Source organism: Actinosynnema sp. NPDC023658 (assembly GCF_040639995.1).
In the GTDB taxonomy this organism is placed as follows: domain Bacteria; phylum Actinomycetota; class Actinomycetes; order Mycobacteriales; family Pseudonocardiaceae; genus Actinosynnema.
The window spans coordinates 1-1341 of sequence record NZ_JBFAAX010001054.1 but is presented as its reverse complement, the minus strand read 5'-3'; the positions used below and the strand labels follow the sequence as shown (position 1 = coordinate 1341).

1 protein-coding gene and 1 pseudogene are annotated in these 1341 nt (G+C 71.1%); both read right to left on the bottom strand.

Annotated elements, in window-relative coordinates; genetic code table 11:
• A partial coding sequence (locus AB0G02_RS37970; RefSeq protein ID WP_360804676.1) for a TIGR03842 family LLM class F420-dependent oxidoreductase occupies positions 1 to 991 on the bottom strand: 991 nt, incomplete at its 3' end.
• A 9-nt stretch (positions 992 to 1000) separates the two neighbouring features.
• Positions 1001 to 1341 (bottom strand): annotated as a pseudogene (locus tag AB0G02_RS37965) (dihydropyrimidinase); the annotation flags it as partial.

Below are 1341 nucleotides of genomic sequence, written 5' to 3'. Positions count from 1 at the left end.
ACACCCGGCCGACCACCTCGTTCCCGTAGGACGCCAGCGTCCCGTCCTTGTCGTCGTGCATCAGGTACAGCGCGAAGTTGTCCACGCCGATCTCGCTCAGCTCCTGCAACCGGTCCACGTGCGCGGACGCCGGTCCGAGCAGGCAGAACCGGTCCACGATCGGGTCCGGCACGAAGTCCGCCGACCGGTTGCCCGCCCTGCCGTGGTGGGAGTAGTCGTAGCCCTCCCGGTCCTTGATGTAGTCGGTCAACGCCGCCGGGACCGCGCCCGACTCGCCGTACCGCGCGACCAGGTCGGCCACGTGGTTGCCGACCATCCCGCCGAACCAGCGCAGCTGGTCGCGCTGGTGCGCCAGGTCCGTGCCCACGTACGCGGGCGCGGCCACGCACACCGTGATCGCCGCCGGGTCGCGGCCCGCGGCCCACGCCGCCTCCCGCACCGTCCCGATCGTCCACCGCGCGATGTCCACGTCCGCGGTCTGCAGGATGAACCCGTCCGCCTGCTCACCGACCATCTTCAGCGCCTTGGGCCCGTACGCGGCCATCCACACCTCCAACCTGCCGTCGCGCACCCAGGGGATGCGCACCGGCGTGCCGTGGTGCTCGACCTCCCGGCCCTCGGCCAGCTCCTTGATCACCTTCATGGCCCGGCCCAGGGTGGCCAACGACGCCGGCGGCTGCCCGATCACCCGGCGGGCCGAGTCGCCGCGCCCGATGCCGCACACCGTGCGGTTGCCGTACATGTCGTTCAGCGTCGCGAACAGCGACGCGGTCACCGACCAGTCCCGGGTGCTCGGGTTGGTCACCATGGGACCGACGACCAGCTCCGACGTCGCCGCCAGCACCTGCGAGTAGATGACGAAGGGCTCCTGCCACAGCACGACCGAGTCGAACGTCCAGCCGTAGCGGAAGCCGTTGGCCTCCGCGGCCTTCATCCCCGACACCACGTCCCGCGCGGGAGGGTCCGTCTGCAGCACGACACCGAAGTCCACGAACGCTCCCTAGACCAGGTACTGGTTCAGCTCACGCGACAGGAACCGCCCGTGCCCGGCCGCGCCGCGGAACCCGGTCGAGTCCACCACCACCCGGCCGCGGGAGAGCACCGTGTCGACCTTGCCGGTGATCTCCATGCCCTCGTACGCCGAGTAGTCGACGTTCAGGTGGTGGGTGGCCGCGGAGATGACCTGCCGCGCCTGCGGGTCGTACACCACGACGTCGGCGTCCGCGCCCGGCGCGTTTGCGCCCCTTCGCGGGTGCCGCCCCAAAATCCGCCCGGGCGGGGGGGAGCAGATCTCCAACCACCCCACCAGGGTGATCGAGCCCAACACCACGCCCAGGTGGA